This is a genomic window from Streptomyces sp. NPDC007162 (assembly GCF_040634175.1).
GTDB lineage: Bacteria > Actinomycetota > Actinomycetes > Streptomycetales > Streptomycetaceae > Streptomyces.
Genome location: NZ_JBEYFC010000058.1, coordinates 1 through 20,894, shown reverse-complemented (window position 1 = coordinate 20,894; position 20,894 = coordinate 1). Strand labels below are relative to the sequence as shown.

Below are 20,894 nucleotides of genomic sequence, written 5' to 3'. Positions count from 1 at the left end.
GCCGCCTCACAAATTCATCAGAGATTTGTTACGCACTTGGGGCACAACAGCCGTTTGAGCTGCGGAAGTTCCGGGGAAATCAGCGGTCGCGGTCGAGGTGGGCCAGCACCGCCAGGACGCGCCGATTGTCATCGTCCGACACCTCGAGTCCCAGTTTGGCGAAGATGTTGGAGGTGTGTTTGGCGATGGCCCGTTCCGTGACGACGAGCTGCCCGGCGATCGCCGCGTTCGAGCGGCCCTGCGCCATCAGCTCCAGCACCTCCAGCTCGCGCGGTGTCAAGCGGCCCAGCGGCCGGTCGTCGGCCCGCCGGGCCAGCAGCTGCTGGATCACCTGAGGATCCATGGCCGTACCGCCCGCCGCGACCCGCCGTACGGCGTCCACGAACTGCTCCGCGTCGAACACCCGGTCCTTCAGCAGGTACCCGATCCCGCCGCTGCCGTCGGCCAGCAGCTCCCGCGCGTACAGCTGCTCCACGTGCTGGGAGAGCACGAGCACCGGCAGCCCCGGCCGGTCCTGCCGGGCCCTGAGCGCGCACTGCAGCCCCTCGTCGGTGTGCGTGGGCGGCAGTCGTACGTCCACCACGGCCACGTCCGGTTCCGACTCGGCCAGAGCACGGGCGAGTTCGGGGCCCGACTCGACGGCGGCGGCGATCTCGAAGCCGTAGGCCTCCAGCAGCCGGACCAGTCCGTCGCGCAGCAGGAACAGGTCCTCGGCTAGGACAACGCGCACGGAATCTCCATGGTGACCATGGTGGGGCCGCCTGCGGGGCTGCTGACGGCCAGGACGCCGTCGAATGTACCCAGTCGCCGCTCCACCCCGGCAAGACCCGAGCCCGCGCCGACCACCGCTCCGCCCCTGCCGTGGTCCGTGACCGAGATCCGCAGCATGCCGCCGCCGTCCGCCACGTGATGCAGGTCCACCCAGATCCGGTCGGCACCGGAGTGCTTGACCGCGTTGGTCAGCACCTCGCTCACCGCGAAGTACGCGGCCGACTCCACCGGCGCGTCCGCCCGTCCCCGCAGCTCCACGGTCACCTCCGTCGGCACCGGCAGCCGCAGCGCCAGCGCCCGCACGGCGTCCCCGAGACCGCGCTCGGCCAGCACCGGCGGATGGATGCCCCGGACCAGGTCCCGCAACTCGCCCAGGGCCTCGACGGAGGCCCGCCGGGTCCGCGCGAGCAGCTCCCGCGCCTGCACCGGATCCTTGTCGAGCAGCATCTCGACGGTCCCGAGGTCCATGCCCATGGCGACCAGCCGGGCCTGCGCCCCGTCGTGCAGATCCCGTTCGATACGGCGCAGCTCGGCCGCCGAGGTGTCCACGGCGTCCTTCCGGGTCTCCGTCAGCACCCGTACCCGCTCGACGAGTTCGCCGCCACCGGGGTCGAGGACCGCGCGGCTCAGCCGGAAGTGGGCGACGAGCAGTCGCGGGCACAGGTACCAGGCACCGACCAGCAGCACGGCGGCGGTGGCCGCGGCGCCGAACGCGGTGGCCTGGTCGGTGACCGGCACGAAGCCGTACCAGTAGGTGCCGTCGAGGGTGAGCACCCGCCACAGCCCGGCGGCCACCGCGAACCCCTCGAACGGGTAGAACAGCAGCACCGCGGGCAGCAGCGCGGTCACGAACCCGGCCGTCATGTCGACGAACAGCCACAGCACGTCCCGCCAGGTCCCCGGATCCCGCAGCATCCCGAAGGTCCTGGCCCACGGGTTGGCGTCGGCCGGGAGCGGCCGGTACGCCGACCGGATCCGCACCCCGCACCACTCGTACGCGAGCCGCCGCCGCACGTCCGCCACCCGCCGCGTCCCGCCCAGGATCCAGGGGGTCGTGACGATGCCGACGCCGATCGGGACCAGTGCGACCGAGACCGCGGTCAGGACGAAGCAGAGGATCGAGACCGGCAGGATCACCAGCGCCAGCGCCAGCCCCCGCACGGCGGCGAGCAGCACCTCCCGGGCCCGCTCGCGCAGGCCCCCGCTGTTCGTGTTCGTCGTCATGGCGCCAGTCTGTCCGACCCCACGGACCCCGGTCACTGGCCCGAAACCCCTCTCAGGGGGTGGTGCCAGGTACACCTCGGGGACTCGGAACGCCTTCGAAGGGAAGCGCCCCGAGCGGAACCGCCCCGAAGGGGCGCGGGGCCGTGCCGGACCTCCGGCTCCGCCGCGCGGGCGCGCTCAGCCCCCGCCGACCCGCATGCGCGTCACGCCCCGTCCCCCGGAACCCCGAGAACCCGCGCCTCGACGACGGGGTCCAGCCCCACCGCCGGCCGGTCCTCGCGCGCCGGTGCCACCCCACCGATCCCCTGGAGCCAGCGCCACGTGTCGGACACCGTCTCCTCGGCGGGCCGGCACACCAGGCCCGTCGCCAGGGCCCGGGAGATGTCCATGCCGTACATGCAGTCGTACATCTCGCTGTCCGGCGGCAGCCACACCGGGAGCTGCACCCACGGCTCGATCCCGGCGGCCAGGACCGACTCCGGTGCCGTCCAGCGCAGTTCGGCGTCCGAGCCGGTCACCCGGCGGCAGGTTTCGAGGAGTTCGCCCATCGTGGTGTGCCCGGTCGGGCCGACCAGGTTGTACGGCCCGGAAAGGCCCCGCTCGACCGCGCCGAGGGTCCACTCGGCGAGGTCCCGCGCGTCCACGTACTGGAGGGCCAGGTCACGCGGGCCCGGTGCGAGGACCGGGCCGCCCCGCGCGATCCGGGTCAGCCACCAGGGCAGCCTGCCGACGTTCTCGTACGGCCCGAGGATCTGCCCGGCGCGGACGAGGACCGAGCCGTCCGGGCCGAAGGACTCGACGGCGGCCAGCTCACCGCCCCGTTTGTCCTGCGCGTACTCGGTCTGCTCCGCGTCCGCGGCGGCCCCCTTCACCACCGCCGTGTCCTCGGTGTGACCGGCCGGGCGCGGCCACTCGTAGACCGAGCAGCTCGACACGTACACGTACCGCCCGGCGCGGCCCCGCAGCAGCCGCGCCGTCTCCCGCACCGCCCGGGGCGCGGCCGACCAGGTGTCGACGACCGCGTCCCACTCGGTGCCGTCCGCGAGCGCGGCGAGGCCCCCGGGTGCGGTGCGGTCGCCCCGCAGCGACCGCACACCCGGCGGGGGTTGCCGGTGCCCCCGGTTGAATACGGTCACGTCCCAGCCGCGTCCGAGCGCCGCCTCGACGACGGCCCGCCCCACGAACTCCGAACCACCCAGCACAAGAAGTCTCATGCCGATGATCGTGCCCGGTCCCGCCACCCCACGGAACGCCGATCTGCCGAGAGCAGAGCGCCCCGCGCCGACGGCGGCCCCGATCGGTCCGGGCCGCCGCCCCACCCGCCCCGGCACCCGACCGCACCGGCCGTGACCGGCCCGGCGGTCGGTCGGACCGGTGGCTGTCGGGTCAGCGGTCGGGTCGGTCGCCGTCGGGCCGCCGGGCCGTGGGGTCGACGGTTCAGCGGCCTGTCGGGGGCGTGTACTTGTAGCCGACGCGGCGGACCGTCTGGATCGCCCGGCGGTGTTCCGCGCCCAGCTTGCGGCGCAGGCGGGCGATGTGGACGTCGACCGTGCGGCCGTCGCCGACATGGCCGTAGCCCCAGACCGTGGTGACCAGCTGGTCCCGGGTGTGCACCCGGTTCGGGTGCGCGACCAGATGGGCGAGCAGCTCGAACTCCAGGTAGGTGAGGTCGAGTTCACGCCCGTCGACCTGCGCGGTGCGCTGCACGCTGTCGACGGTCACGAGCGGCTCGCCGAGGGCGGCCGGGGCCGTGCCCGGCGCCTCGTCGGTGTCCACCGGCCGGTCCGGGACCGCGACCTGCAGGAACGGCGGCTGCTGGTCCGCCGGGACCAGCACCAGGTAGCCGATCATCGGCGGCTGGCCCGGCAGGGTGGGCAGGGTGTGCTGCGGCGCGGGCAGCCAGGTGGCGCCGGGCGGCAGCAGGTCCGCCATGTCCACCACCTCGTCCCGGTCGACGGCACGCAGCCGGTGCCGGGGAGCGGGGGAGGCGGCGAGGGCGGGAGCGGGGGAGAAGGAACGAGTGGTCGCCATGAGACGTCAGCTCTTTCGCGCGAGGAGTTCGTCGGTCGGGACGACGGCCGCGATTCGTGGTCGGGCGCGCCGGGGACGTACTGCGTTCCGCGCTGGCCGAAGGCCGGGGTGTACGGCTTTAGAGGGCCCGCGCGTTCATCACGCGGCAACACACCCGGTCGAAGTCGTGGTGCTGACGGGAAGGCCAGAACGGCTCGAGGTCATGGCGACCCGTCGCGGTGTGGTTCTGGAAGCCGACCATGCGCATATTGAAGCAGACACAGCCCGGAAACAGGACCCTTCTCTCACTGGTTGGACGCCTCCGGAACCCGGCACCGACCCCGCCCCTCTCACCCCGCCAGGCGTTTGTGCCAGGTCAGCGGAGTGAGCAACTCGGCAGCCACGAGTGCGGCGACGCGGCCGCGGGCAGCCGAAAGGGGCGCCCACCGCAGAACGGTGGACGCCCCTTCGAGGAGCCGGACGCGGGTCAGACCTGGCCGGCCTTCTCCAGCGCGGAGCAGCAGGTGTCCACGATCAGCCGGGTCACCAGGTACGGGTCGACGTTGGCGTTCGGACGGCGGTCCTCGATGTAGCCCTTGCCGTCCTTCTCGACCTGCCAGGGGATGCGGACCGAGGCACCGCGGTTGGAGACGCCGTAGGAGTACTTGTCCCACGGGGCGGTCTCGTGGAGACCGGTCAGGCGGTCGTCGATGCCGGCGCCGTAGTTCTTGACGTGGTCGAGCGGCTTGGAGCCCTCACCGAGCGACTCGCAGGCGGTGATGATCGCGTCGTAGCCCTCGCGCATCGCCTTGGTGGAGAAGTTGGTGTGCGCGCCGGCGCCGTTCCAGTCGCCCTTGACCGGCTTCGGGTCGAGGGTGGCGGAGACGCCGAAGTCCTCGGCGGTGCGGTAGAGCAGCCAGCGGGCCACCCACAGGTGGTCGGAGACCTCCAGCGGGGAGACCGGGCCGACCTGGAACTCCCACTGGCCGGGCATGACCTCGGCGTTGATGCCGGAGATCGCGAGCCCCGCCTTCAGGCAGTTCTCCAGGTGGGCCTCGACGATCTCGCGGCCGAAGATCTCGTCGGCGCCGACACCGCAGTAGTAGCCGCCCTGGGGGGCCGGGAAGCCGCCCTCGGGGAAGCCCAGCGGGCGCGCGCCGTCGAAGAAGGTGTATTCCTGCTCGATGCCGAAGATCGGCTCCTGCGAGGCGAACTTCTCCGCGACCTCCACCAGCGCGGCACGCGTGTTGGAGGAGTGCGGGGTGAAGTCGATGTCCAGGACCTCGCACAGGACGAGGATGTCGTCGCCGCCGCGTATCGGGTCCGGGCAGGTGAAGACCGGCTTCAGTACACGGTCCGAGGAGTGCCCCTCGGCCTGGTTCGTGGAGGACCCGTCGAAACCCCAGATCGGCAGCGCGTCCAGACCGGCGGGGGCGCCCGCGATGATCTTCGTCTTCGAACGCAGCTTGGCCGTCGGCTGGGTGCCGTCGATCCAGATGTACTCAGCCTTGAAGGTCACGGGCCACATCCTTCGGGGGTGGGTCGGGCGCACTTGCGGGTGCAGCGGCGCTACGGCACTGGGGCGCCGCCTGTCTGCCCGGCAGCCTGTCAACAGGCGATTTCCCGATCATTGCCCGGGTGTGAACCCCGTGTTACCGGGGGGTTCTGTGGTGCGGCTCACGGGCCGCCGGCTCTCCCCCCGTGAGAGCCGGCGGCCCGGCGGTCTCGGCTCGTGGTCCCGGTCAGCCGACCTTCTCGATCAGCGCGCGCCGGATCAGGAACTTGCCGGGTTCCCTGACCTGTTCGAAGGCCGCGTTGTTGAGCAGGACGCAACTGCCCGAGACGGAGGTGACCTTCACCGTCGTGGACTTGTTGTTGTCCAGGTTGGTGACCTTCAGCGTGGTCCCCGCCGGGAACTGGTTGCTGGAGGCGGCCGGCGCGCCGGCCTCGCCGGACAGGGTGACGGTCGATCCCTTGCAGACCTGCTGACCGGCGCCGGCCGCGCCGCCGGTGGCCGCGCTCTGCGAGGGCGCCGCGGTCTGCTGCCCCGCCTGCCCGGTCCCGCCGGTCTGACCCGTCCCGCCCGCCTGAGCGGTCTGGCCCGGCTGCGCGCCGCTCGCCGCCTGGGAGCCCTGAGCCGACTCCCCAACGACGCAACCGGACGCCTTCTGCTGGACCTTGATCTGGGCGATGACCGCCTGCCGGTTGGCGATGCGGGCCGCCGACTGGGCGTCCGGGTTCGCCTGCTGCCCGGCGATGAACTTCTCGTTGTTGCCGAGGGCCGTGGCCAGTCCCTGGCAGACGGTCGAGTCCGCGGCCGACGACAGCGTCCTGGCGTTCTGCGGGGCCTGCGCGGCGTTCGAGGTGGTCGCCAGGGCGAAGGCCCCGCCGCCCGCGACCGCCGCGGCACCGACCAGCAACGCGATCTTCTTCTGTGCTCCGAGGGTTCTCCTACGCGACATGCGCGCCTCCTGAGGGAAGTGGGGGAGCGTACGTGGCTAGGTACGAGATATCGAACGTCGTTGCTCAGCGGTCACGGGGGTCGCCGAAGTAACCTGCGTCACATCGGAGCTGAGTGCTGTTCAGCTCTTGCCCCTGGCCAGGGCCTCCTGTACGGCCTCGTCGGTGCGGGCGACGACCGCCGTGCCGTCGTCGGCCGTGATGATCGGCCGCTGGATGAGCCGCGGATGCCCGGCGAGCGCGTGGATCCACCGCTCGCGCGAGCCCGCGTCCCGCGCCCAGTCCTTCAGGCCCAGCTCCTTGGCCTCCGCCTCCTGGGTGCGGGTGATGTCCCACGGTTCGAGCCCGAGCCGCTCCAGCACGGCCCTGATCTCGTCCTCGCCGGGTACGTCCTCCAGGTAGCGGCGGACGGTGTAGTCGGCCCCCTCGGCGTCGAGCAGGCTGATCGCGCTACGGCACTTCGAGCACGCGGGGTTGATCCAGATCTCCATGGGAAAACCGTACGCGAGCCGCCGCCCCGGGCATGATCTGTTCGATTTTCCGAGGCGGTCGTACGGGCCTCTCGCGTCCATCGCGCCACAGCCGAAATACCCGTTCCCAACAGGGAAGTTCAACCGCCCTTGCGACCTGTCCCGTTGTCAGTGGCGGCCAGTACACTGGGAGCAGTGTTCGAGAGAGTCGCCGGAGTGTCCGGGGGCCCTCTGACCGCGACAGGAGGATGCCTGTGCCCGCTGCCGCCCTGAAGTCGAAGCCGTTGCCGACCCAGTCCACCGCGAAGCGTGCCGTCGTGCTCGACTCGCCCTACGCGCCGGTGGAGAAGCGCCCGCTGCCGGCCGGACGGCCCCGCGACTGGTACGTCACGCACAACCGCCGCCTCAAGGCCATGCGCCTCGCCATCGCCCTGCTCGACTCCGGCGTGTACGTGCCGAACCAGGCACGGAACGAGACGATACGGAGCACGGCGGAGAGCATCGGAGTCCACCCGCCGTCGGACACGACGTGTCACATGGTGCGGGCGCTGATGCGTTACGCGCGTTGAACCGAAGGCGCCGGGCACCGTGAGCGCTTCTTCACGGCGCCCGGCGCCCGGCGCCCGCGTCACCCGTTCGCCGGGTCCGGCATGCGCATGCCCCGCCGCACGCTCTTCACTGCGATCAGCAGGTGACGGAGAGGACAGCCGACCGAGGGGAGCGCCAGATGTCCACACCCGCCGACCGCGCCGCCCGCGGCAAGGCCGCCCGCAAGCGCGCCCCCCGGTCCGGGCAGGCCCTGTGGCTGCCCTCGGTGGACCGGCCCGACCCCGTCGCCGTTCTGGAACGCCAGGGCCGCGACCGGTTGCCCGAGCTGCTGCCCATCCGGTACGGGAGGATGGCCGCCTCCCCGTTCGCGTTCCTGCGCGGTGCCGCCGCCGTGATGGCCGCCGACCTCGCCGCCCAGCCGCACACCGGGCTCACCGTGCAGCTCTGCGGCGACGCCCACCTGCTGAACTTCGGTGTCTACGCCTCACCTGAGCGGGCCCTGCTCTTCGACCTGAACGACTTCGACGAGACGTTCCCCGGCCCCTTCGAATGGGACGTGAAACGGCTCGCCGCCTCCGTCGCCGTCGCCGCCCGCGAGAACGGCCACAGCGACCCGCAGGCACGGACCGCGACGCAGGCGGCCGTCACCGCCTACCGGACCGCCGTGCGGAGGCTGGCGGGACTCGGTGAACTCGCCGTCTGGTACGAGCGGGTGGACGCCGACAGCCTCACCTCCCTGGTCCGTTCCACGCGCCGACGGCGCCGGATCGAGGACAGCCTCAGCCGGGCCAGGCGCCGCACCAGCCTGCAGGCGCTCGGCAGGCTCACCGAGGTGACCGGCGGACAGCGCCGCATCATCAAGGACCCGCCCCTGCTGGAACCCGCGGGCGCCGCGGACATGGCCACCCTCCGCAAGGCCTTCAGCGACTACCGCTCCACCCTCGCCGAGGAACGCCGGCTCCTCCTGGACCGCTACCGGTTCGTCGACGCGGCCCGCAAGGTCGTCGGCGTCGGCAGCGTCGGCACCCGCTGCTTCGTCGTGCTGCTGGCCGGCCGCGACGCCGACGACCCGTTGTTCCTGCAGATCAAGGAGGCCCGGGAGGCCGTGCTCGCCCCGTACCTGCCGAGCGGCCCGCACACCCACCAGGGGCACCGCGTGGTCGCCGGGCAGCGGCTGCTCCAGGCCGCCGGGGACATCTTCCTCGGCTGGATGACCGGCCCCCAGGGCCGCGCCTTCTACTGGCGCCAGCTGCGCGACATGAAGGGCTCCATCGAGGTCGCCGCCATGGACCCGACGGGACTGGGCGTCTACGCCGCCCTGTGCGGTACGACGCTGGCCCGCGCCCACGCCCGTTCCGGTGACCGCATCGCCATCGCCGGCTACCTCGGCGGCAGCGACACCTTCGACCGGGCGATCACCGACTTCGCCCTCGCCTACGCCGACCGGACCACCGCCGACCACGCCGCCCTCGAGACGGCCATCACGTCGGGGATCCTGTCGGCGACGCGCGGGCTCTGAGCCGACCCCACCGCCCCGCCCCGCCCCGAGCCAGCGCGGCACGTGCGCGACGAAAACGGGATGCACGCCCGGTGACCGGCTGCCTACGCTGGACACGCGTTGCGGAGGCGGCCACCTCCGCTTTCCGCAGCGGGCACCGCGCCCCGGTGACTCGGGGCTACTCTGCTGCACACCGACGGACGGCCGCCCGTCCCCCGCGTGCCGTCGGGTCCGTCGAACCGCTCACACACCCACGCCACGGAGGCCCGTCATGGGCACCATCGTCCTCTCCGGAACCGTCGTCCTGGTCGTCCTCGGATTCGGCAACCACAACTGGTGGCTCGCCGCGGTCGCCCTGCTCTTCCTGTACATCCGCTACGGCCGGGACTCGGCCTCGGCTCCCTCGTCGGGCGGCTCGTCCGGCGGGAGCGGGGGCACGGCCGAGGACTACAAGTCGTACCGGGCCCGCCGCGACCGCCAGGCCAGGTGGGAGCGCCGCTACCGTCGCGAACGCCCCCTGGAGGTCCGCCGCCAGCAGCGCGACAAGGGCAGGTAGTCGGGTCCCCCCGGCCGCTCAGAGGCCGGGGGCACCCCACACGGGGAACCAGCGGCTGAGATCCTGCTCGATCCGCAGGTCGTTCGCGAGCGCCGCCTTCACCTGCAGCTCCAGGGCACTGTCCCGGCGCTGGGAGGTGCTGGACAGCGGGGCGAAGGGGTAGAAGGTGCCCCGCTTGTAGAGGTAGACCAGGGCGAGGCGGCGGGCGCGGGAGTCGGTGAAGGAGGCCAGGGAGCAGAGGAGTTGGGGGCCGAAGCCGTTGACCTCCATCGAACTGTTCACCGCGTGCAGGTCGTTGACCAGCTGTACGAGCTGGTCGGGGGAGCGTTGCGAGACCAGCCAGGAGTACCCGTAGTCGTCCTGGCGCATCTCCACCGGCACCCCGCCGCGGTCCGCGTCCGCGTCGAGCAGCGCCTGCACCTCGCGGTGGGTCTGTTCGAAGGCCGCGCCCTCCACGGTCGCGAAGCACACCGCGCCCCCGCCGGTCGGCGTGAACCCGGCCGCCGCCTCCAGGGTCACGGCGGCCGAGGGCAGGGCGAAGAGCTGGTCGAGATCGGGTGCGACGGGCTTCGTGCGGCCGAGCAGGATGTCCAGGAACCCCATGCTCACCCGGCCTTCCCGGGCGTCGCCGCCTCACCCAGCTCCGCCGAGATCCGCCCCAGCTGCTCGAGGCGCTGCTCCAGGGGCGGGTGGGTGGAGAAGAAGCGCTCGATGCCGGGTTCCTTGCCGGTCGCCGGGGTGAAGTAGAACGCGTTGAAGGCCTGGGCCGTCCGCAGGTCCTTGGTCGGGATCCGGGCGATGTCGCCGGAGACCTTGGTGAGCGCGGAGGCGAGGGCGGAGGGGCGGCCGGTGAGGTGGGCGGCGGCCCGGTCGGCGGCCAGCTCCCGGTACCGGGACAGCGCCCGGATCAGCAGGAAGCTGATCGCGTACACGGCCGCGGAGACCCCGATCACGGCGGCGAACACGGCGGCGGTGTTCTGGTCCCGGCGCCCGCCGCCGAAGAGCTGCGAGTAGAAGGCGAACCGCACGATCAGCCCGGCGATCACGCCCAGGAACGACGCGATCGTGATCACGGCGACGTCCTTGTGCGCCACGTGGGACAGCTCGTGTGCGAGCACGCCCTCCAGTTCGGCGGGCTCCAGCCGCCGCAGCAGCCCGGTGGTCACGCAGACGACGGCGTGATCGGGGTTGCGGCCGGTCGCGAACGCGTTGGGCATGTCCATGTCCGATACGGCGACCACCGGCTTCGGCATGTCGGCGATGGCGCACAGCCGGTCCACCACGGCGTGCAGCTCCGGATACTCCTCGCGTTCCACGACCCGGCCGCGCATGGCGAACATCGCGATCCGGTCGGAGTACCAGAACTGCGCCACGAACATCGCGCCCACCAGTACGACGACCAGCAGCCACGACTTCAGCAGCACGATCAACGCGGCGACGAACACCACGTACAACAACCCGAGCAGGAACAGCGTGACCGTCATCCGCACGGTCAACCGCCGGTCGCTCCGGAAGCGGCTCTGCATGTGCACCACCCCGCAGTCAGGCACTCGTCCCGCTGTCCAGTGTGCACCTGCCGGGGGCAATGAGGAGGTTCCGAACGGCCCTAGTGGCGGCAAAAGCTCCCTGTGGATCGGTGGCTCCCGGCCGTCCCCGGGGCCCTTCCTAGTACGGCGAACGCGTCTGTACGTACCCCAGCAGGACGATCACCGCCGCCACGCAGCCGAAGACGATCACCGTCGACACCCACGACGACCGCCGCGGCGCCACCGGCCCGGGGTCGGCCCGGAACGGCGCCGGGTCGGGCGGGTTCTCCTTCCATCGGGCGGCCAGCATCCGGGCCCGCGCCGACGGCTCCCTCTGCTCCGCCCGGTCGGCCCACCGAAGATCGAACTCGCGCTCCTCGTCGTCCTGTTGCGACATCCCGTCCCCCGTCTCGAACGCCAGTACCCCCGCACGATACGACGGCGCCCCCGCCCTGAGAAACAGGGACGGGGGCGCCGGCCGCCGGGGAGGCGTCGATCACACGTCGAAGTACAGCTCGAACTCGTGCGGGTGCGGACGCAGCTGCAGCGGGGCGATCTCGTTGGTGCGCTTGAAGTCGATCCACGTCTCGATCAGGTCGGGCGTGAAGACGTCACCGGCGAGCAGGAACTCGTGGTCGCGCTCCAGGGAGTCGAGGACGGCCGGGAGGGAGGTCGGGACCTGGGCGACGTTCGCGTGCTCCTCGGGAGCCAGCTCGTAGAGGTCCTTGTCGATCGGCTCGGCCGGCTCGATCTTGTTCTTGATGCCGTCCAGACCCGCGAGGAGCAGGGCCGAGAAGGCCAGGTAGGGGTTGCCGGAGGAGTCGGGCGCGCGGAACTCGACGCGCTTGGCCTTCGGGTTCGAACCCGTGATCGGGATACGCATCGCGGCGGAGCGGTTGCGCTGCGAGTACACCAGGTTGATCGGGGCCTCGAAGCCCGGCACCAGACGGTGGTACGAGTTCACCGTCGGGTTGGTGAACGCGAGCAGCGACGGGGCGTGCTTGAGGATGCCGCCGATGTAGTAGCGGGCGGTGTCCGACAGGCCCGCGTAACCGGCCTCGTCGTAGAACAGCGGGGCGCCGCCCGCCCACAGCGACTGGTGCACGTGCATGCCCGAGCCGTTGTCGCCGAAGATCGGCTTCGGCATGAAGGTCGCGGTCTTGCCGTTGCGCCAGGCCACGTTCTTCACGATGTACTTGAAGAGCTGGAGGTCGTCCGCGGCGGCGAGCAGCGTGTTGAACTTGTAGTTGATCTCGGCCTGGCCGGCGGTGCCCACCTCGTGGTGCTGGCGCTCGACCTGGAGGCCGGACTTGGCCAGCTCCAGGGAGATCTCGGCGCGCAGGTCGGCGAAGTGGTCGACCGGCGGGACCGGGAAGTAGCCGCCCTTGTAGCGGACCTTGTACCCACGGTTGTCCTCGAGGGCGCCGGTGTTCCAGGCGCCGGCCTCGGAGTCGATGTGGTAGAAGCTCTCGTTCGCCGAGGTGGCGAAACGGACGCTGTCGAAGACGTAGAACTCGGCCTCGGGACCGAAGTACGCGGTGTCCGCGATACCGGTCGACGCGAGGTAGGCCTCGGCCTTCTTCGCCACGTTGCGCGGGTCACGGGAGTACTGCTCGCCCGTGATCGGGTCGTGGATGAAGAAGTTGATGTTGAGCGTCTTGTCACGGCGGAAGGAGTCCACCCGGGCGGTCGACAGGTCCGCGCGCAGCGCCATGTCGGACTCGTGGATCGCCTGGAAACCACGGATCGACGATCCGTCGAAGGCGAGCTCCTCGTCCGGGTCGAACGCCTCGACGGGCAGCGTGAAGTGCTGCATGACGCCCGGCAGGTCGCAGAAACGGACGTCGATGAACTTGACGTCCTCGTCCGCGATGAACTTCTTGGCCTCGTCGGCGTTCTGGAACATCCAGCTCCTCCTACTCCCGGCCGTTCCCGTGCCGGGGTGGTAGTTCGTTCGTGCGGCCAGTGCGGTGGCACACGCTGTCCCCGACCCTAGGGACGGGTGGTTTCTCGGGCGTGACCCATTTGTTTCGCTGAAGTTAACCGGGCTCGTTTCCACCGTAGCCCGTGGTACCCCGCCCGGACCCCCGCGGACGTCCGGGCAGTACCGTTGACGGGTGGACAACAGGCAAGCAGTCGGATCGTGGCTCTCCGGACCCCGCGCGGCCCTGGAAGAGGCGGGCGCGGAGTTCGGGTACCGGGGTGAGCAGCTCGGTCTGCCGGAGCACGGGCCGGGCTCCGTCGCCCGCCCCGGCCGGCGGCTCGGTGCGCTGCTCGTGGACTGGGGGCTGTGCGTCCTGATCGCATACGGCCTGATCACCAAGGGCTACACCCCGGCCACCAGCAACTGGGCGCTGCTCGTCTTCCTCGTCCTGGGCGTCCTCACCGTCGGCACGATCGGCTTCACGCCGGGTAAGCGGCTGTTCGGGCTGCGGGTGGTCGGGGTGGAGACCGGACGGGTGCAGCCGCTGCGCGCCCTGGCCCGCACGGTCCTGTTGTGCCTGGCGATCCCGGCCCTGGTGTGGGACCGGGACGGCAGGGGGTTGCACGACCGTCTGGCGAAGACGGTGGAAGTCCGTATCTGAGGCGCGGCGGGTTCGGCCCTCCCAGCCTTCGGCGGGGGACCCCTCAGCACCCCTGACGGGGCGCTGTGCCGACCCCCCCTACTACCACTGCCCCGGAAGGTCACCGGGTCCGCAGTACCCTCCGCAGTACCTCCCGCAGCTCCGCTTCCGCGTCCCCGTGCGCCGCGGACTCCGACCGCCACGCCACGAACCCGTCCGGGCGCACCAGCACCGCCCCGCCCGCCGTCGTGCCGTGGGCCTTCGCCCAGTCGGTGCCCTCCGCGTCCGGGACCAGCTCGCCGGCGGCGCCGATCCCGTACGCCTCCAGTCGTACCCGCTCCGTGTCCGCGATCCGGCGGGCCGCCAGGTGCCAGGGCGAATCCGGGGCGCTGAGCAGCACCAGTGACCGCTCGTACAGGTCGAGCGTGGAGATGCGTTCGCCGGCCCGGCGCAGCCACAGGTGCGGGGCCCGGCTGCCCGGCTGCCCCGTCAGGTTCATCCCATCGGGTACGAGCGGCTGGTCCGGGTCGGCCCCGACGACCGCCCCCTTCGGGTACCGGTAGCCGAGGACGATGTTGAGGATGCCGCCGCGCCGGTCGGCGCCGATCCCGGGGGCCGGTGCGAAGCCCGGGTGGCTGTGCTCCACCGAGCGGGCGGAGGCGCGGGCGCTGGTGGCCAGGGCGACCGGACGGCGCTCGGCGTCGTACGAGTCCAGGAGTCCGGGGCCCGCCCAGCCGTCCAGGACGGCCGCCAGCTTCCAGGCCAGGTTGTGGGCGTCCTGGATGCCGGTGTTGGAGCCGAAGGCGCCGGTCGGGGACATCTCGTGCGCGGAGTCGCCGGCGAGCAGGACCCGCCGGTCCGCGTAGCGTTCCGCGACCCGTTCGGCCGCCCGCCAGGACGCCCGGCCGGTGATCTCGACGTCGAGGTCGGGGACGCCGACCGCGCGGCGGATGTGCCGGGTGAGGCGTTCCTCGGTGAACTCGTCGAGGGTCTCGCCGCGTTCGGGGTGCCAGGGGGCGTGGAAGACCCAGCGCTCCTTGTTGTCGACGGGCAGGAGGGCGCCGTCGGCCTCCGGGTCGGTGAGGTAGCAGCAGATGAAGCGGCGGTCCCCGACGGTGTCGGCGAGCAGCTTGGAGCGGAAGGTGATGCTGACGTTCGCGAACAGGTCGCCGGGGCCCGTCTGGCCGATGCCGAGCCGGCCGCGGACCGGGCTGCGCGGGCCGTCGGCGGCGACCAGGTAGTCCGCGCGGACGGTGTACATCCGGTCGGAGTCACGGTCGCGGACGTACGCCGTCACTCCTTCGGGGTCCTGTTCGAAGGACTCCAGCTCGTGGAAGTAGCGCAGGTCGCCGGTGAGTGATTCGGCCGCCCGGCGGAGTACCGGCTCCAGGTCGTTCTGGCTGCACAGGCACCAGCCGGTCGGGCTGAACCTGGCGAGTCCGCCCCCCGGGTCGATCTCCTTGAACAGCCACTCGCCGGCGTCGCCGACCAGCGTCGGGGCCTGCAGGATGCCGTGGTTGTCCGCGAGGAGCGAGGCCGCCGCCTTGATGTCGGGCTCGATGCCGGCCTTCCGGAACAGCTCCATCGTCCGCACGTTGTTGCCGCGGCCGCGTGGATGGACCGAGGTCCCGGAGTGCCGTTCGACGAGCAGGTGGCGTACGCCTAGACGGCCCAGGAACAGGGACATGGACAGGCCCACGAGGGAGCCGCCCACCACGAGGACGGGGACCTGGTGATCGGTTTTCTGGTGCATCGGGCACTCCAGGGGCGGGTGTTGTGCGTCAGGTGCGATGGAACTTCCATGCCCCATCCGGACCCCTTCGGGAGGGGTTCGGCGCGCGCAATCACCCACCTGGTTCACGCGAGTCGCGCGCGTCAGAGGACCGGCACAGGATCGAGAAGCGCTGACGCCGCGTCATCGGCGAAGGCGCAGGCCGCTGCCCCAGCGAAGGAGATGTGCGAAGCATGACGACGATCTCGGAACAGGTTTCGGAACAACTGACCCGCCCGGTGTCGAAACGGGTCTCCCAGTCCGTCTTCGACGGCTCGCGGCTCCGGGTCGTCCTGCTGGTGGACGTCAACGACGGCGCGCAGCAGGAGTTCCTGGAGGCCTACGAGCAGCTGTGCAACCAGGTCGCACAGGTTCCAGGACACGTCAGCGACCAGCTCTGCCAGTCCATCGAGAACCCCTCGCAGTGGCTGATCACCAGCGAGTGGGAGAGCGCCCCGCCGTTCCTCGCCTGGGTGAACAGCGAGGAGCACGTGGAGATGGTGAAGCCGCTGCACAACTGCGTCCGCGACACCCGTTCGCTGCGCTTCCACGTGGTGCGCGAGACCGGCGGGCCGTCCGCGGACGCCGTGCGGGTCCTGCAGGCCGACCCGCGGATGGGCGACGGCGTGATCCGCCACGCGCTCACCTTCACGGTCCGGCCGGGCAGCGAGGCCGAGGTCGCGAGGATCCTCGCGGACTACGCCTCGCCCCAGGCGAGGGTCGACGACTCCACCCGGCTGTGCCGTACCTCCCTGTTCATGCACGGCAACCGGGTCGTGCGGGCCATCGAGGTGCGCGGCGACCTGCTGGCCGCCCTGCGCCATGTCGCCCGGCAGCCCGAGGTGCGGGCCGTCGAGGAGGCCATCAACCCCTATCTGGAGCAGGAGCGCGACCTCAACGACCAGGAGTCCGCACGGGTGTTCTTCACCCGGGCGGCGCTGCCGGCCGTGCACCACGTCAGCGCCGAGGAGCCGGCCGAGGGCGAGCGGCACGCGCTGTACTACCCGGCCAGGCCGGGCTGCGGGATGCGGCTCGCGGAGGTGCTCGCGCAGCAGGACGAGGCCGCGTCCGAGGACCCGGCGAGCCCGGTGCTGCACAGCACGATCTTCCAGCGCGACGACGTCGTCGTACGACTGGTCGAGCACCGGTCCGGCGCGGTCCCGGACACCACGCCCGCCCCTGCGCTGGCCGCCCTGCTGGACGGTGACGCGGTACGGATGCGGCTGATCACCGACCGCCGCTCGCCGGCCGCCTGACCGTCCCCACCACCGTCGCAGCAGACCGCGGCGACACAACCACGGCATCACATTCACGGAGGAGTACGTGATGAAGCCCATTCCGAAGATCGTGGACCTCAGCGAGGTCGAGCCCAACACCAAGCGCGGTGGCGACCTGCGCGCCATGCTCACCCCCGCCACCTGCGGCTCCACCAGCGGTTTCATGGGTGTGGCCATCGTGCAGCCGGGCGACCGCATCGCCGAGCACTACCACCCGTACTCCGAGGAGTTCGTGTACGTCGTCTGCGGCGACCTGGAGGTCGACCTGGACGGCGAGCCGCACCCGCTGCGTCCCGAGCAGGGTCTGATGATCCCGATCAACATGAAGCACCGCTTCCGCAACGTCGGCAACGTCGAGGCGCGGATCGTCTTCCACCTCGGTCCGCTGGCCCCGCGCCCGGCCCTGGGCCACGTCGACACCGAGCAGACGGAAGCCGTCGCCGTGGGGCAGGTCCGGTCGTGACCCGGCGCGTGGCGGTTACGGGCATAGGCATCGTGGCTCCGGGGGGTGTGGGCGTACCGGCGTTCTGGGACTTGCTCGCCGCCGGCCGGACCGCGACGCGCGGCATCACCTTCTTCGACCCCTCCGGCCTCAGGTCGCGGATCGCCGCCGAGTGCGACTTCGACCCGGTGGCGCACGGCCTGGACGCCGAGGACGTCGAGCGGGCGGACCGTTACATACAGTTCGCCCTGGTCGCCGGTGACGAGGCGGTCCGGGACTCCGGTCTCGACCTGGGCCGGGAGAACCCCTGGCGGATCGGGGTCTCCCTGGGCACGGCCGTCGGCGGCACCACCCGTCTGGAGCACGACTACGTCCTGGTGAGCGAGGCGGGCCGGCACTGGGACGTGGACCACCGGCAGGCCCAGCCCCAGCTGCACCGGGCGTTCTCCCCGAGCACCCTGGCCTCCGCCGTGGCGGAACGTTTCGGCGCACAGGGTCCGGTGCAGACCGTCTCCACCGGCTGCACCTCGGGCCTGGACGCCGTCGGCTACGCCTTCCACACCGTCCAGGAAGGCCGCGCCGACATCTGCATCGCCGGTGCCTCGGACTCCCCGATCTCCCCCATCACCATGGCCTGCTTCGACGCGATCAAGGCCACCTCCCCGAACAACGACGACCCCGAGCACGCCTCCCGGCCCTTCGACAACCGCCGCGACGGGTTCGTCATGGGCGAGGGCGGCGCGGTGCTCGTCCTGGAGGAGGAGGAGCACGCCAAGGCCCGCGGCGCGCACATCTACTGCCGGCTCGACGGCTACGCCACCTTCGGCAACGCCTACCACATGACCGGCCTCACCAGCGAGGGCCTGGAGATGGCCCGTGCCATCGAGACCGCCCTCGACCACGCCCGCCTCGACCCCACCGCCATCGACTACGTCAACGCGCACGGCTCCGGCACCCGGCAGAACGACCGCCACGAGACCGCCGCCGTGAAGAAGGCGCTCGGACAGCACGCCTACAGCACGCCCATGAGCTCCATCAAATCCATGGTGGGCCACTCGCTCGGCGCCATCGGCGCGATCGAGGTCGTCGCCTGTGTGCTCGCCCTGGCCCACCAGGTCGTCCCGCCCACCGCGAACTACGAGACCCCCGATCCCGAGTGCGACCTCGACTACGTGCCGCGGGTCGCCCGCGAACGCAGCCTGGGCGGCGTCCTGTCCGTGGGCAGCGGGTTCGGCGGCTTCCAGTCCGCGGTGATCCTGACCCGGCCGAGAGGAAGGACACCATGAGCGGATCACGTCCTCGGCGGGCGGCGGTCACCGGCATCGGTGTCGTCGCGCCCAACGGAACCAGCACCGACACCTTCTGGAAATCCGTCCAGGAGGGACGCAACGTCCTCGACAAGGTGACCCGCGACGGCTGCGAGCACCTGCCGATGAAGGTCGCCGGAGAGGTCCGCGGCTTCGACCCGGCGGCCGTCGTCGAGGAACGCCTCATCGTCCAGACCGACCGCTTCACCCACTTCGCGATGGCCGCGGCCGACCTCGCCCTGGAGGACGCCCGCCTCGGCCGCGCCGACACCGACGGCGCGCCGTTCGACGTCGGCGTGGTCACCGCGGCCGGCTCCGGCGGCGGCGAGTTCGGCCAGCGCGAGCTCCAGCAGCTGTGGGGCAAGGGCAGCCGGTTCGTCGGCCCCTACCAGTCCATCGCGTGGTTCTACGCCGCCAGCACCGGCCAGATCTCCATCCGGCGCGGCTTCAAGGGACCCTGCTCGGTGGTCGCCGCCGACGAGGCCGGCGGCCTGGACGCCCTCGCGCACGCCGCGCGCGCGGTGCGGCGCGGTACGGACGTCATCGTGGCCGGCTCCACCGAGGCGCCGATAGCTCCCTACTCGGTGGTCTGCCAGCTCGGCTACGAGGAGCTCAGCCGGGAGACCGACCCGGCCCGCGCCTACCGCCCGTTCACCGAACAGGCCTGCGGGTTCGTGCCGGCCGAGGGCGGCGCCATGCTCGTCATCGAGGACACCGGCTCGGCCGCCCGGCGCGGGTTGCCGGTGCGGGCCACCCTCGACGGGCACGCGTCGACCTTCACCGGCGCCTCCCGCTGGGCCGAGTCCAGGGACGGGCTCGTCCAGGCGATCCGCGGCGCCCTCGCCGAGGCCGGCTGCGCACCCGAGGAGGTCGACGTGGTCTTCGCCGACGCCCTCGGCGTACCGGCGGCCGACCGGGCGGAGGCGCTGGCCATCACCGACGTCCTCGGCGCGCACGGCAGGCGAGTGCCGGTCACCGCGCCCAAGACCGGGATCGGCCGCGGCTACTGCGCGGCCCCCGTCCTCGACACCGCCGCCGCGGTGCTCGCCATGGAGCACGGGCTGATCCCGCCGACCCCGGGCGTCTTCGACATCTGCCACGACCTCGACCTCGTGACCGGCAGTGCCCGCGCCGCGGCCCCCCGCACGGCGCTGGTCCTCAGCCGGGGACTCATGGGGTCGAACTCGGCACTCGTACTGCGCCACGGCGCATCCGGGTGACGTGCACAACAGCTGCTGACCGGCAGCGTAGTAAGGAGGAGTTCCCTATGAGCATCACCGTGGACGAACTGTCCGAACTCATGAAGAAGGCCGCCGGCGTCACCGTCTCCCCGGCCGACCTGCAGGACCGCGCCGACACCGGCTTCGACGCCTTCGGAGTCGACTCGCTCGGCCTGCTCGGCATCGTCGGCGAACTGGAGAACCGGCACGGCGTGCCCATGCCGGTGGACGCGGAGCGGTGCAAGACGCCCCGGCAGTTCCTCGACCTCGTCAACAGCGCCATGCCCGCGGGAGCCTGACATGACCGGACACACCCAGAACGAGATCACCATCGCCGCCCCCGTCGACCTGGTCTGGGACATGACCAACGACGTGGCCAACTGGCCGCAGCTGTTCAGCGAGTACGCCAGCGCCGAGATCCTGGCGGAGGAGGGGAACAAGGTCACCTTCCGGCTGACCATGCACCCCGACGACAACGGCAAGGTGTGGAGCTGGGTCTCCGAGCGCGAGACCGACCGCCCGAACCTCACCGTCAAGGCCCGCCGCGTCGAGACCGGCCCCTTCGCCCACATGGACATCCACTGGCGGTACGAGGAGGTACCGGCCGGCACCCGGATGGTGTGGACGCAGGACTTCGCGATGAAGCCGGAGGCCCCCGTCGACGACGAGTGGATGACCGACAACATCAACAAGAACTCCAAGGTCCAGATGGCCCTGATCCGGGACAAGATCGAGAAGGCGGCCAGCGGCCGGCGCCCCGACCCGGCCCTCGCCGACTGAGCCGGCCGCAAGACAGGAACGGAGAGACACGTGCACCAGGCCCTGATCGTCGCCCGCATGGCCCCGGGCTCCGCACCCGACATCGCGAAGGTGTTCGCGGAGTCCGACCGGGGAGAGCTGCCGCACCTCGTCGGGGTCACCCGGCGCAGCCTCTTCCAGTTCGGTGATGTGTACATGCACCTCATCGAGTCCGAGCGCGAGCCGGGACCGGCCATCGCCAAGGTCACCGCGCACCCCGAGTTCAGGGAGGTCAGCGACCGTCTCACGGCGTACGTCAGCGCGTACGACCCGGAGACCTGGCGCTCCCCGAAGGACGCGATGGCGCAGCGCTTCTACCTCTGGGAGCGCGACGGCGGATCCTGAACCGCCGTCCAGCCGACGGTGCCGGGCCCACGTCAGACGCGGGCCCGAAGACCCTCTCGACCATGGAGCTTATCCCCCACAGTCTCACTGCCGCGCTCTCACTTAC

The 20,894-nt window shown here is 71.5% G+C and carries 23 protein-coding genes; 11 read left to right on the top strand and 12 right to left on the bottom strand.

Translation table 11 applies throughout. From position 1 onward, the window contains the following. Nucleotides 1-79 precede the first annotated feature (79 nt). From ABZ646_RS09990 to ABZ646_RS09960, 7 genes are all read right to left on the bottom strand, one after another. On the bottom strand, nucleotides 80-730 hold the full coding sequence (locus ABZ646_RS09990) for a response regulator transcription factor (RefSeq protein WP_360515352.1): 651 nt from the start codon (nucleotides 728-730) through the stop codon (nucleotides 80-82). Beyond that, a complete protein-coding gene (locus ABZ646_RS09985; RefSeq protein ID WP_360515349.1) occupies nucleotides 715-1,995 on the bottom strand; it encodes a sensor domain-containing protein in 1,281 nt (426 codons plus the stop codon). Before ABZ646_RS09985 ends, ABZ646_RS09990 begins: the two co-directional genes overlap by 16 nt. Nucleotides 1,996-2,198: 203 nt before the next feature. After that, nucleotides 2,199-3,209 carry an NAD-dependent epimerase/dehydratase family protein gene (locus tag ABZ646_RS09980; protein WP_360515346.1) on the bottom strand — a complete coding sequence of 337 codons (1,011 nt, stop codon included), beginning with the start codon at nucleotides 3,207-3,209 and terminating at the stop codon, nucleotides 2,199-2,201. Between the two features lie 223 nt (nucleotides 3,210-3,432). Beyond that, complete coding sequence (locus ABZ646_RS09975; protein ID WP_360515343.1) at nucleotides 3,433-4,026, bottom strand: winged helix-turn-helix domain-containing protein; 594 nt, start codon at nucleotides 4,024-4,026, stop codon at nucleotides 3,433-3,435. Between the two features lie 466 nt (nucleotides 4,027-4,492). Beyond that, a complete protein-coding gene (glnII, locus tag ABZ646_RS09970) occupies nucleotides 4,493-5,524 on the bottom strand; it encodes a glutamine synthetase (protein ID WP_360515340.1) in 1,032 nt (343 codons plus the stop codon). Between the two features lie 223 nt (nucleotides 5,525-5,747). Further along, entirely contained in the window at nucleotides 5,748-6,467 is a 720-nt protein-coding gene (locus ABZ646_RS09965) for a hypothetical protein (protein WP_360515338.1), read from the bottom strand. A gap of 120 nt (nucleotides 6,468-6,587) precedes the next feature. Continuing rightward, nucleotides 6,588-6,956, bottom strand: coding sequence for an arsenate reductase family protein (locus ABZ646_RS09960; protein WP_360515335.1), 369 nt, complete (start codon nucleotides 6,954-6,956; stop codon nucleotides 6,588-6,590). Nucleotides 6,957-7,189: 233 nt separating this feature from the next. Between ABZ646_RS09960 and ABZ646_RS09955 the strand changes: the two genes are divergently transcribed. The 3 genes from ABZ646_RS09955 (at nucleotide 7,190) to ABZ646_RS09945 (ending at nucleotide 9,538) form a co-directional block, all read left to right on the top strand. Next, entirely contained in the window at nucleotides 7,190-7,504 is a 315-nt protein-coding gene (locus tag ABZ646_RS09955; RefSeq protein WP_360515332.1) for a hypothetical protein, read from the top strand. A 158-nt stretch (nucleotides 7,505-7,662) separates the two neighbouring features. After that, the gene (locus ABZ646_RS09950; RefSeq protein WP_360515329.1) at nucleotides 7,663-9,003 is read left to right on the top strand and encodes a DUF2252 domain-containing protein; all 1,341 of its coding nucleotides are present in this window, start codon (nucleotides 7,663-7,665) and stop codon (nucleotides 9,001-9,003) included. 250 nt (nucleotides 9,004-9,253) lie between these two features. Then, the gene (locus tag ABZ646_RS09945; RefSeq protein ID WP_360515326.1) at nucleotides 9,254-9,538 is read left to right on the top strand and encodes a hypothetical protein; all 285 of its coding nucleotides are present in this window, start codon (nucleotides 9,254-9,256) and stop codon (nucleotides 9,536-9,538) included. 18 nt (nucleotides 9,539-9,556) lie between these two features. Here ABZ646_RS09945 and ABZ646_RS09940 read toward each other — a convergent pair whose 3' ends face one another. From ABZ646_RS09940 to glnA, 4 genes are all read right to left on the bottom strand, one after another. Next, entirely contained in the window at nucleotides 9,557-10,141 is a 585-nt protein-coding gene (locus ABZ646_RS09940) for a hypothetical protein (RefSeq protein ID WP_360515376.1), read from the bottom strand. Nucleotides 10,142-10,143: 2 nt separating this feature from the next. Then, nucleotides 10,144-11,064 (bottom strand): zinc metalloprotease HtpX, encoded by a 921-nt coding sequence (htpX, locus tag ABZ646_RS09935; RefSeq protein ID WP_358970270.1) that lies wholly within the window; start codon nucleotides 11,062-11,064, stop codon nucleotides 10,144-10,146. 139 nt (nucleotides 11,065-11,203) lie between these two features. Further along, entirely contained in the window at nucleotides 11,204-11,461 is a 258-nt protein-coding gene (locus ABZ646_RS09930) for a hypothetical protein (RefSeq protein WP_360515322.1), read from the bottom strand. A gap of 99 nt (nucleotides 11,462-11,560) precedes the next feature. After that, complete coding sequence (gene glnA / locus ABZ646_RS09925) at nucleotides 11,561-12,970, bottom strand: type I glutamate--ammonia ligase (protein WP_360515319.1); 1,410 nt, start codon at nucleotides 12,968-12,970, stop codon at nucleotides 11,561-11,563. A gap of 211 nt (nucleotides 12,971-13,181) precedes the next feature. On the opposite strand from glnA, the gene ABZ646_RS09920 reads away from it, so the two are divergent. Beyond that, nucleotides 13,182-13,649 carry an RDD family protein gene (locus ABZ646_RS09920; protein WP_360515316.1) on the top strand — a complete coding sequence of 156 codons (468 nt, stop codon included), beginning with the start codon at nucleotides 13,182-13,184 and terminating at the stop codon, nucleotides 13,647-13,649. 100 nt (nucleotides 13,650-13,749) lie between these two features. Here ABZ646_RS09920 and ABZ646_RS09915 read toward each other — a convergent pair whose 3' ends face one another. Beyond that, nucleotides 13,750-15,381 carry an FAD-dependent monooxygenase gene (locus ABZ646_RS09915; protein ID WP_360515313.1) on the bottom strand — a complete coding sequence of 544 codons (1,632 nt, stop codon included), beginning with the start codon at nucleotides 15,379-15,381 and terminating at the stop codon, nucleotides 13,750-13,752. A gap of 212 nt (nucleotides 15,382-15,593) precedes the next feature. On the opposite strand from ABZ646_RS09915, the gene ABZ646_RS09910 reads away from it, so the two are divergent. The 7 genes from ABZ646_RS09910 (at nucleotide 15,594) to ABZ646_RS09880 (ending at nucleotide 20,788) form a co-directional block, all read left to right on the top strand. Next, on the top strand, nucleotides 15,594-16,655 hold the full coding sequence (locus tag ABZ646_RS09910) for a SchA/CurD-like domain-containing protein (RefSeq protein WP_360515310.1): 1,062 nt from the start codon (nucleotides 15,594-15,596) through the stop codon (nucleotides 16,653-16,655). Nucleotides 16,656-16,725: 70 nt separating this feature from the next. Further along, nucleotides 16,726-17,139, top strand: a complete 414-nt coding sequence (locus tag ABZ646_RS09905) for a cupin domain-containing protein (protein WP_360515307.1) — start codon at nucleotides 16,726-16,728, stop codon at nucleotides 17,137-17,139. Beyond that, nucleotides 17,136-18,404, top strand: a complete 1,269-nt coding sequence (locus tag ABZ646_RS09900; protein ID WP_360515304.1) for a beta-ketoacyl-[acyl-carrier-protein] synthase family protein — start codon at nucleotides 17,136-17,138, stop codon at nucleotides 18,402-18,404. Before ABZ646_RS09905 ends, ABZ646_RS09900 begins: the two co-directional genes overlap by 4 nt. After that, nucleotides 18,401-19,645 (top strand): ketosynthase chain-length factor, encoded by a 1,245-nt coding sequence (locus ABZ646_RS09895; protein WP_360515301.1) that lies wholly within the window; start codon nucleotides 18,401-18,403, stop codon nucleotides 19,643-19,645. Before ABZ646_RS09900 ends, ABZ646_RS09895 begins: the two co-directional genes overlap by 4 nt. A gap of 47 nt (nucleotides 19,646-19,692) precedes the next feature. Then, nucleotides 19,693-19,944 (top strand): acyl carrier protein, encoded by a 252-nt coding sequence (locus ABZ646_RS09890; RefSeq protein ID WP_046728247.1) that lies wholly within the window; start codon nucleotides 19,693-19,695, stop codon nucleotides 19,942-19,944. A gap of 1 nt (nucleotide 19,945) precedes the next feature. Then, nucleotides 19,946-20,425 carry an SRPBCC family protein gene (locus ABZ646_RS09885; RefSeq protein ID WP_360515298.1) on the top strand — a complete coding sequence of 160 codons (480 nt, stop codon included), beginning with the start codon at nucleotides 19,946-19,948 and terminating at the stop codon, nucleotides 20,423-20,425. Nucleotides 20,426-20,455: 30 nt separating this feature from the next. Beyond that, nucleotides 20,456-20,788, top strand: a complete 333-nt coding sequence (locus ABZ646_RS09880) for a TcmI family type II polyketide cyclase (RefSeq protein WP_360515295.1) — start codon at nucleotides 20,456-20,458, stop codon at nucleotides 20,786-20,788. Nucleotides 20,789-20,894: the final 106 nt, after the last annotated feature.

What these genes read in the sequence shown, in the direction of transcription:
- ABZ646_RS09945 (WP_360515326.1), top strand. Translation starts at nt 9,254, where the DNA reads ATGGGCACCATCGTCCTCTCCGGAACCGTCGTCCTGGTCGTCCTCGGA.
- htpX (WP_358970270.1), bottom strand. Translation starts at nt 11,064, where the DNA reads ATGCAGAGCCGCTTCCGGAGCGACCGGCGGTTGACCGTGCGGATGACG.
- ABZ646_RS09960 (WP_360515335.1), bottom strand. Translation starts at nt 6,956, where the DNA reads ATGGAGATCTGGATCAACCCCGCGTGCTCGAAGTGCCGTAGCGCGATC.
- ABZ646_RS09885 (WP_360515298.1), top strand. Translation starts at nt 19,946, where the DNA reads ATGACCGGACACACCCAGAACGAGATCACCATCGCCGCCCCCGTCGAC.
- glnA (WP_360515319.1), bottom strand. Translation starts at nt 12,970, where the DNA reads ATGTTCCAGAACGCCGACGAGGCCAAGAAGTTCATCGCGGACGAGGAC.
- ABZ646_RS09905 (WP_360515307.1), top strand. Translation starts at nt 16,726, where the DNA reads ATGAAGCCCATTCCGAAGATCGTGGACCTCAGCGAGGTCGAGCCCAAC.
- ABZ646_RS09910 (WP_360515310.1), top strand. Translation starts at nt 15,594, where the DNA reads ATGACGACGATCTCGGAACAGGTTTCGGAACAACTGACCCGCCCGGTG.
- ABZ646_RS09975 (WP_360515343.1), bottom strand. Translation starts at nt 4,026, where the DNA reads ATGGCGACCACTCGTTCCTTCTCCCCCGCTCCCGCCCTCGCCGCCTCC.
- ABZ646_RS09895 (WP_360515301.1), top strand. Translation starts at nt 18,401, where the DNA reads ATGAGCGGATCACGTCCTCGGCGGGCGGCGGTCACCGGCATCGGTGTC.
- ABZ646_RS09915 (WP_360515313.1), bottom strand. Translation starts at nt 15,381, where the DNA reads ATGCACCAGAAAACCGATCACCAGGTCCCCGTCCTCGTGGTGGGCGGC.
- ABZ646_RS09950 (WP_360515329.1), top strand. Translation starts at nt 7,663, where the DNA reads ATGTCCACACCCGCCGACCGCGCCGCCCGCGGCAAGGCCGCCCGCAAG.
- ABZ646_RS09890 (WP_046728247.1), top strand. Translation starts at nt 19,693, where the DNA reads ATGAGCATCACCGTGGACGAACTGTCCGAACTCATGAAGAAGGCCGCC.
- ABZ646_RS09985 (WP_360515349.1), bottom strand. Translation starts at nt 1,995, where the DNA reads ATGACGACGAACACGAACAGCGGGGGCCTGCGCGAGCGGGCCCGGGAG.
- ABZ646_RS09940 (WP_360515376.1), bottom strand. Translation starts at nt 10,141, where the DNA reads ATGGGGTTCCTGGACATCCTGCTCGGCCGCACGAAGCCCGTCGCACCC.
- ABZ646_RS09930 (WP_360515322.1), bottom strand. Translation starts at nt 11,461, where the DNA reads ATGTCGCAACAGGACGACGAGGAGCGCGAGTTCGATCTTCGGTGGGCC.
- ABZ646_RS09965 (WP_360515338.1), bottom strand. Translation starts at nt 6,467, where the DNA reads ATGTCGCGTAGGAGAACCCTCGGAGCACAGAAGAAGATCGCGTTGCTG.
- ABZ646_RS09980 (WP_360515346.1), bottom strand. Translation starts at nt 3,209, where the DNA reads ATGAGACTTCTTGTGCTGGGTGGTTCGGAGTTCGTGGGGCGGGCCGTC.